General features: G+C 66.7%; 7 protein-coding genes. 6 read left to right on the top strand and 1 reads right to left on the bottom strand.

What is annotated here, in order from left to right; translation table 11 throughout:
* Positions 1–98 precede the first annotated feature (98 nt).
* On the bottom strand, positions 99–848 hold the full coding sequence (locus tag ACRDUX_RS03980) for an SDR family oxidoreductase (RefSeq protein WP_526411238.1): 750 nt from the start codon (positions 846–848) through the stop codon (positions 99–101).
* 168 nt (positions 849–1,016) lie between these two features.
* On the opposite strand from ACRDUX_RS03980, the gene ACRDUX_RS03975 reads away from it, so the two are divergent.
* From ACRDUX_RS03975 to ACRDUX_RS03950, 6 genes are all read left to right on the top strand, one after another.
* A complete protein-coding gene (locus ACRDUX_RS03975; RefSeq protein WP_526411236.1) occupies positions 1,017–2,003 on the top strand; it encodes a substrate-binding domain-containing protein in 987 nt (328 codons plus the stop codon).
* Positions 2,004–2,046: 43 nt separating this feature from the next.
* Positions 2,047–3,141 (top strand): galactitol-1-phosphate 5-dehydrogenase, encoded by a 1,095-nt coding sequence (locus ACRDUX_RS03970; RefSeq protein ID WP_526411234.1) that lies wholly within the window; start codon positions 2,047–2,049, stop codon positions 3,139–3,141.
* Positions 3,142–3,143: 2 nt separating this feature from the next.
* Positions 3,144–4,694, top strand: a complete 1,551-nt coding sequence (locus ACRDUX_RS03965) for an FGGY family carbohydrate kinase (protein WP_526411232.1) — start codon at positions 3,144–3,146, stop codon at positions 4,692–4,694.
* Entirely contained in the window at positions 4,694–5,644 is a 951-nt protein-coding gene (locus tag ACRDUX_RS03960) for a sugar-binding transcriptional regulator (RefSeq protein ID WP_526411230.1), read from the top strand. Before ACRDUX_RS03965 ends, ACRDUX_RS03960 begins: the two co-directional genes overlap by 1 nt.
* Position 5,645: 1 nt before the next feature.
* Complete coding sequence (locus ACRDUX_RS03955) at positions 5,646–7,193, top strand: sugar ABC transporter ATP-binding protein (RefSeq protein ID WP_526411228.1); 1,548 nt, start codon at positions 5,646–5,648, stop codon at positions 7,191–7,193.
* On the top strand, positions 7,186–7,537 hold a 352-nt coding region (locus tag ACRDUX_RS03950; RefSeq protein ID WP_526411226.1), incomplete at its 3' end, for an ABC transporter permease. The genes ACRDUX_RS03955 and ACRDUX_RS03950, both read left to right, overlap by 8 nt.

Raw genomic sequence — 7,537 nt, 5'->3', positions numbered from 1 at the left:
CACGCCGTCCCACCATGCAACGTCACCGACGCCGAGATCACCGAAGGACTCAACATCCTCGACACCGCACTCGACACCGCCGACCAGCACCTCACCGGTTAAGGCGCGAAGGGAACGTCGTCGGGCGCCGCTCGGCGGGCCGCGAGGATCTTCTCGGCCCCAGGGCCGATCGGCACGCGCAGCGGAAGCTTCTTCACGGCGGTGGCGTCGGCAACGGCTGCTGCGACGTCCTCCGGCGTGAGCACCTGGTCCCGACCGCCGTGGTGCTCCAACAGCGCGGCGTACGGATCGTCGGGCAGCGTGTAGGTGGTGACGTCGTCGAGCGCCCCCGAGCTGACCGCGCCGGGCTCGAGTAGGGCGGTGTCGATGCCGAACGGCTCTACCTCGATGGCGAGCGCCTCGACCATCGCTTCCAGGGCCCACTTCGTCGCGGCGTACGCCGCGCCTGGCGGCAGGACGATGCGCCCGACGACGCTCGACATGAACAGCAGGCGGCCGCGGCCGCGAGCACGCATCCCCGGCAGCACCGCCTGCGCGACGCGAAGCGCGCCGAGGGTGTTGCGCTCGAACAGGAGCGCGAACTCGTCAAGCGGGGTGGCTTCGACGGCGGCGTAGAAGATCACGCCGGCATTGGAGACCAGCACGTCGATGTCGCCCGCCTGCTCGACCGCAGCCGAGACGCTGTCGGCGTCGGTGACGTCCAGCGCGAGTCGCTGATCCACGTCGAGGTCGCTGAGCGTGTCCGGGTTTCGCGCGGTGGCGACCACGCGGTGGCCGCGGCGGGCCAGCTCGACGGCGATCGCACGGCCGATTCCCTTGGACGCGCCGGTGATCAGTACTGAGGACATGTGGCTCCTTTAGATGACGATCGTCATCACAATAATCCGCCGCCCTGTTCTGATCAACTGCTGCGCATATGAGCATATTCATGCGCATCCGTTGACCGGCTCTCTCGGCCCGCCCTAGCGTGATGGGCGTCACGGCGGTCCAACGAAGGACCGGTGGAAGGAGCGACAGTGAAGTTCTCAAAGGCGATTTCGGCGGTGGTGATCGGCGGTGCGGCGGCACTGGTCTTCGCTGGATGTGCCGTCCCGGGAGACGGCGGTTCGTCAACGGAAACGACGAACGTCAGCGGCAAGGTCAAGATCGGCTTCAGCCAGGCCACCCAGCAGAGCCCGTTCTACGTGTCGCTCAGTGACGCCGCCAAGGCCGAGGCACAGGCCCAGGGCCAGGAGTTCTACTTCGCCGACGCCAACGGGGACATCACCAAACAGAACAACGACGTACAGGACCTGATCACCCGCGGGATCCAGGTCCTCGTCCTCAACCCGGTCGATCCGAAGGGCGTAGCGCCATCGCTGGCCGCGGCGAAGGCCGCGGGCATCAAGGTCGTCACCGTCGACCGGCCGGTCGAATCGGGCGCTGCCTCCTTCGTCGGCCGTGACAACAAGGCGATGGGCCACTTGGTGGGTCAGCAGGCGGTCGCCAGCATCGGGCCCGCCGGCGGCAAGATCGTGGAGATCCAGGGTGACGCGGGCGGGGCGGTTGCCCGCGATCGACACGACGGCTTCGCCGAAGCGGTTGCCGCCCAGCCGAATATCACCGTCGTCGACGGCCCGTACTGCGACTACGTGCGTTCGCAGGCCGTGACGGCGATGCAGGACCTGCTGCAGGCAAATCCCGATCTCAAGGCCGTGTACGCCCAGAACGACGACATGGCGCTCGGGGCACTGCAGGTGCTCACCGAGAATCGACGCACCGACGTCAAGGTGTTCGGCGTCGACGGGTTGATGGAAGCCGTCAAGGCGATCGCCAACGGTGACCAATACGTCGCCACGGCGCTCAACGACCCGAACACCGAGGGCAAGCTCGCCATCCAGACCGCCGTCAAGGCCGCGCACGGCGAGTCCGTTCAGACGTTCGTGGACGCGGGCACCGGCCTGGTCACCAAACCCACGGCAGCGTCGCTGGTGGGCTCGTCGACATTCGCCGCAGGGGCCTGACGAACCTGCTGCACCCGGCCACCCCTCTAGGAGAGAAACAGTCATGACGATTCACACCCCTGCCGAGGCCGTCGCCCCGGAATCGCAGGGATCCCGGCCGAGTTCGATGACCGCCGCGGTGATGTACGCCCCCGGTGACATCCGGGTCGAACAGGCGGCGGTGCCAAGCCCCGGTCCTGGCGAGGTGCTCCTCAAGGTGGCGGCGTGCGGAGTATGCGGATCAGACATCCCCCGGATGCTCCGCAACGGTGGATACGTGATGCCGATCATCTGCGGTCACGAGTTCTCCGGCTGGGTCGAGGAGACCGGTGAGGGCGTCACGGGCTTCGAGCTCGGCGAGCTCGTCTCGGTCCCACCCCTGATTCCGTGCCAGCGCTGCGATTACTGCCGCAGAGGCGAATTCGGATTGTGTGAGAACTACGACTACTTCGGCAGCCGGTCCAACGGTGCGTACGCGCAGTACGTGGTGTCGCCGGTGGGCAACCTGCTCACGCTGCCGAAGGGGATCGACCCGCGCGCGGCGGCAATGCTCGATCCGGCGGCGATCGCGCTGCACGGGCTGTGGAAGACGGGGTTGCGGGCCGGGCACCGGGTGCTGGTGATCGGTGCGGGTCCCATCGGCCTGTTCGGCGTGCAGTGGGCCAAGCTGCACGGCGCTGCACAGATTGTCACGGTCGACCTGAGCGACGAGAAGTCGGCGATGGCGCTCGATGCCGGTGCGACAGAAGCGGTCCAGAGCGCCGACGAGGCCCGTGCACTGGGCGGACGCGGATTCGACATCGTCTTGGAGTCGGCAGGAGTGCCTGCCACCGCCGACATGGCGGCCGATCTGACCGGCCCGCTCGGCCATGCCGTGTTCATCGGGATTCCACACGCCCCCGTCCCCTTCGGAAAGGAGACGTTCAACCGGTTCATGCGCCAGGAGGCCACTCTGCACGGCTCTTGGAATTCCTTCTCGGCGCCCTTCCCCGGAGACGAGTGGCGAACGGCCGCAGCTAAACTGGCCAACGGCGAGCTGAAATGGGAGTTCATGATCACTCATGAGTTGCCACTCGAGGCGCTGCCTGACACGATCAGCAAGCTCGGCGACCGGACGATCTTCTCGTCGAAGGTGCTGTTCCTCCCCAATCAGAATTAGGCATGGGCATTCTTCTCACCATCGATCTGGGCACCGAGGGAGTACGCGTCGGGGCCTTCACGGAAGGCGGCGCGCCGCTGGGCTCCGTCCACCGGCCCTATCCGACGAACTTCCCGAAACCCGGCTGGGCGGAGCAGGATCCGCGCGAATGGTGGAAGGCGATCACGGATGCGACCCGTGAGCTGCTCATCGCCGAGGCCTGCCAGGCGGCGGCGCCGGTCACCGCAGTGGCCGCCGCCACCACCGCATCGACCGTCGCGATCGTCGACGCGGCGGGTATGCCCTTGCGGCCGGCCATCCTGTGGATGGACTCCCGAGCGTCGGCGGAATCCGAACGGACCGCCCGGTTCGCCGCCGAGCACGACATCCTGCAATGGTCCGGCGGCTCGGACGCCGCCGAGTGGCTGTTGCCGAAGGCGATGTGGCTCAAGGCCAATGAGCGCCCCGTCTACGACAGGGCCGCACGCATCGTCGAGGCGATCGACTACCTGACCTTCCGCCTGACGGGACAGTGGGTCGGTTCGCAGATGAATGCCGTCTGCAAGTACAACTACGACACTCTGGCCCGGCGGTTCCCCGAGGAGCTGTACGCCGCGTTGGGGGTCGACGACCTCGCCGCGAAGCTGCCGGACCGCATCGTCCCCGTGGGAGGGACCGCGGGCGTCGTCAGCGCCACGGCCGCAGCGGATCTGGGCATCGATGCGGGCGCAATCGTCGCAGTCGGCGGGATCGATGCACACGTTTCCCTGCTGGCCTGCGGCGACGCCGACGGGCTCGTCTCACTCGTCTCGGGAACCTCGTCGGCGATAGTCGCCGAGGTCGACGCCCCCACCTGGACCAGCGAGGTGTGGGGTCCGTATCCGCGCGCCTTGCGCGACTCCAAGTGGTTGGTCGAAGGCGGTCAGGTTGCGAGCGGCTCGGTGTTGAAGTGGATCGGCGAGGGCATCATGGGGGTTCCTCGCCACGAACTGAAGACGCTGATCGACCAGGCGGCAGAGGTGGATCCCGCCGCGCACGGGTTGCGCGCGTTGGACTATTTCATGGGCAACCGCACCCCGCATCGAGACGCCCGGCTGCGCGGTGCGGTGATCGGGCTTGCACTGGGGACGACGAAGGCCGAGTTGTACCGGGCGATGGTCGAGGCGGTGGCCTGCGGCACACGGAGCGTGATCGAGTCGTTCGAACGGTCCGGGGTGAGCTGTGAGCGCCTGGTCTTCTCCGGCGGCATCGAGAAGAATGCGCTCTGGCAGCAGATCACCGTCGACGTCCTTGGGCGGCAGGCCGAATTCGTCGTCGGAGACAACCTCACGCTGCGGGCCTGTGCGGCGATCGCCGCGACGGGCGCGGGCATCGTGCCCAGTCTCGATGACGGTGCGCGCCTGTTCGCCCCTCGGGTCAAGATCTTGGAGCCCGATCCCGCACGCGTCGCGGTCTACGAGGAGACCTACGTCGACTACCAGCGACTCACTGCGGCGCTGCGGCCGCTCATGCACGACAGTGTCGAGCGTGCCAGTCGGGTGCAGATGAATTCCTCTGGTGCGGTGAGCCTCTGATGACCAAGGTTCGTGACGAAGCGCATAGTGAGCTGTTGCTCCAGGTCGCGCACTGCTACTACGAGCAGGGCCGCACGCAGCAGGACATCGGACGTCAACTGCATCTGACCAGATGGAAGGTGGGCCGCCTCCTCGACGAGGCGCGGGCAGCGGGCATCGTCCAGATCACCATCGTGCACCCCCAGGCCCGTCGCACCGAACTCGAGGCCGGGCTGCGACACAGGTTCGGTCTGCGTGAATGCGTCGTCGTGCCGGGACACGACCACTCCGCCTCCGGCGACGACCACATCGCCACCGCAGCGGCAAACTACCTGAGGGCCAACGCGGGCTGGATCTCCACGCTGGGGGTGTCCTGGGGTAACACCCTGGAGCGAATCGCCGCCGTGCTGCCCGAGGGATGGACCAGCGGCATCGAGGTCATCCAGATCAACGGCGGCGTGAGTCGCTCGGTGAAACCCACCACGGCGGCACACATCGCAATGAGCATCGCGCATGGTGGCGACGGGCGCGCCACCCTGCTCCCGGTGCCGGCGATCGTGGAACGCACGGGAACTCGGGACGCGCTCTACGGTGAGGGTTTCGTCGACGACGTGCTCTCGCGTGGGCGCAAGGCAGACGCGCTGCTGTTCTCGCTGGGTGCGCTCGGGCCGAGTTCGGTGCTCGTCGAGTCTGGGGCGGTCAGCCCGACCGAACTGAAACAACTTCAGGACGCCGGCGCCTGCGGCGACGTGCTTGCCCATTTCATCAGTATCGAAGGGGAGATCGCGCATCCCGAAATCGACTCTCGGACAGTCGGCCTCAGCCTCGAGGATCTGAAGAAGTCGAACTGTGCCATCGCGGTGGCCGCCGGAGCTCACAAAGTCCCCGTCATCACCGCGGCGCTGAGCAGTGGTGTCTGCTCGGTGCTCATCACCGATCAACAAACGGCGCAAGCCGTCCTGGAGCATTGACGTGACCACCACCTACGACGAGCACTCCGCCGAGCCGGGCAATCCTCCGCAGGCCGGGGCGTCACCCGCGCTGCGCATGCTGGAGATCGTGAAGTCGTTCCCAGGGACCATCGCGTGCAACAAGGCCTCGCTGGAGGTCGCCAAGGGTGAAGTGCATTGCCTGTTGGGGGAGAATGGGGCGGGCAAGAGCACGCTGATGAAGATCCTCTCCGGTTCGTACGCGCCGGATTCGGGGCGCATCGTGCTCGACGGAACGGACGTCGTCTTCACCAGCCCCAACGACGGTGTGCGGGCCGGCATCAACACGATCTACCAGGAACTCGACCTCATCCCAGACATGACGGTGGCACAGAATCTGTTCCTGGGCCACGAGCCCCGCCGTGGACCGCTCGTCTCCCGCCGCAAGCGCGACCGGTTGGCCTCGGCTGCGATCGCGCGGGTGGGCGGGAAGTTCGCACCGACCGCCGTGGTGCGAACCCTGCCGGTGGCCGATCAACAACTGACAGCAATTGCCAAGGCGCTCACCACCGATGCTCGGATCATCGTGATGGACGAACCCAGCGCGACGCTGACCGACCACGACTTGGTCGCGGTCTTCCGGGTGATCAAGGAACTGGTCGCGGACGGCAAGTCGGTGATCTACATCTCCCACCGACTCGACGAGGTCAAGGCGATCGGCGACCGCGCGACGGTCATGCGGGACGGCAGCACGGTGGGCGTGTTCGAGCTCGCCGACACGTCCAAGGACGAGCTGGTCTCGGCGATGATCGGCCGCGACCTTGGGCCGGGATCGTCGCGCCAACGTGAATCCATCAGTGCAACAGGCAATCTCCTTGACATTCGGTCGGTGCGCATCGACGGAGTCATCGACGTGTCAGATATCGTTCTCAGGCCTGGCGAGATCATCGGACTGGCCGGGCTTGGCGGATCTGGGCGGTCGACGCTGCTGGCGGCGATCTTCGGCGACAAGCACGCGAGCCTCGACGTGCTCCTGTGCGGGCGCCGGATCACCAGGATGACGCCGAGAGCCGCGGTGCGTGCGGGAATCGGTCTGGTGCCAGAAGACCGCAAGAGCCAAGGGCTCTTCCTGCAACAGTCCATCCTGCGCAACGCGGGTATCGCCGCGTTGCCCGCGTTCAGCTTCAACCCGCTGGCCGCGGCTCGGCGGGCCACCGCCCAACCGCTGAAGAGCCTCGGGGTCAAGTTCGCCGACCTGAGTCAGGCCGTCGGCGAGTTGTCCGGTGGCAATCAGCAGAAGGTGGTCCTGGCGAAATGGATGGCACGCGGCGTGGACGTGCTGCTGCTGGACGAACCGACGCGCGGACTCGACATCGGCGCGAAGGCAGAACTCTTCGAACAGGTCCGCGCACTCGCCGACGCGGGTGTCGGCGTGCTGCTGGCGTCGAGTGAACTGAGCGAACTGACCGACAACTGCGACTCCGTCTGGGTGATGCACGAGGGCAGAAACGTCGCGGTCTACGACCCCGCAACCACCCCAACGGCGGATATCGCCCGTGCCGTCGTCACAGGAAGAATCGACAATGACTGATCTGCTTCAGGATTCCGCATCCGGTGAACCAGCGGGCGCTGCGCCGTCCGGTACCGCGGTTGCCGCGCGATCGCGGCGGCAGAACGTCATCGTGCGGTTCAATCTGCTGTTCATCTTCATCGCACTCTTCGTCGTCGCGGCGATCGTCGCGCCGCAATTCCTGAGCAGGCAGAACCTCGCCAACCTGTTGCAGCAGTCCAGTCTGACCGGGATCGTAGCGATCGGCATGACGGTCGTGATCCTCACCGCGGGTATCGATCTCTCGGTCGGCAGCGTCGCGGCGCTCGCCGGCATGTTGGTCGCGATACTCATCGGATGGGGATTCGCGTGGCCGGTCGCCGTCG

Origin of the sequence: Mycobacterium sp., assembly GCF_050701675.1 — a bacterium.
GTDB lineage: Bacteria > Actinomycetota > Actinomycetes > Mycobacteriales > Mycobacteriaceae > Mycobacterium.
Note: the sequence above shows the minus strand (reverse complement) of the source record. Positions and strands in the feature narration are given on the sequence as shown.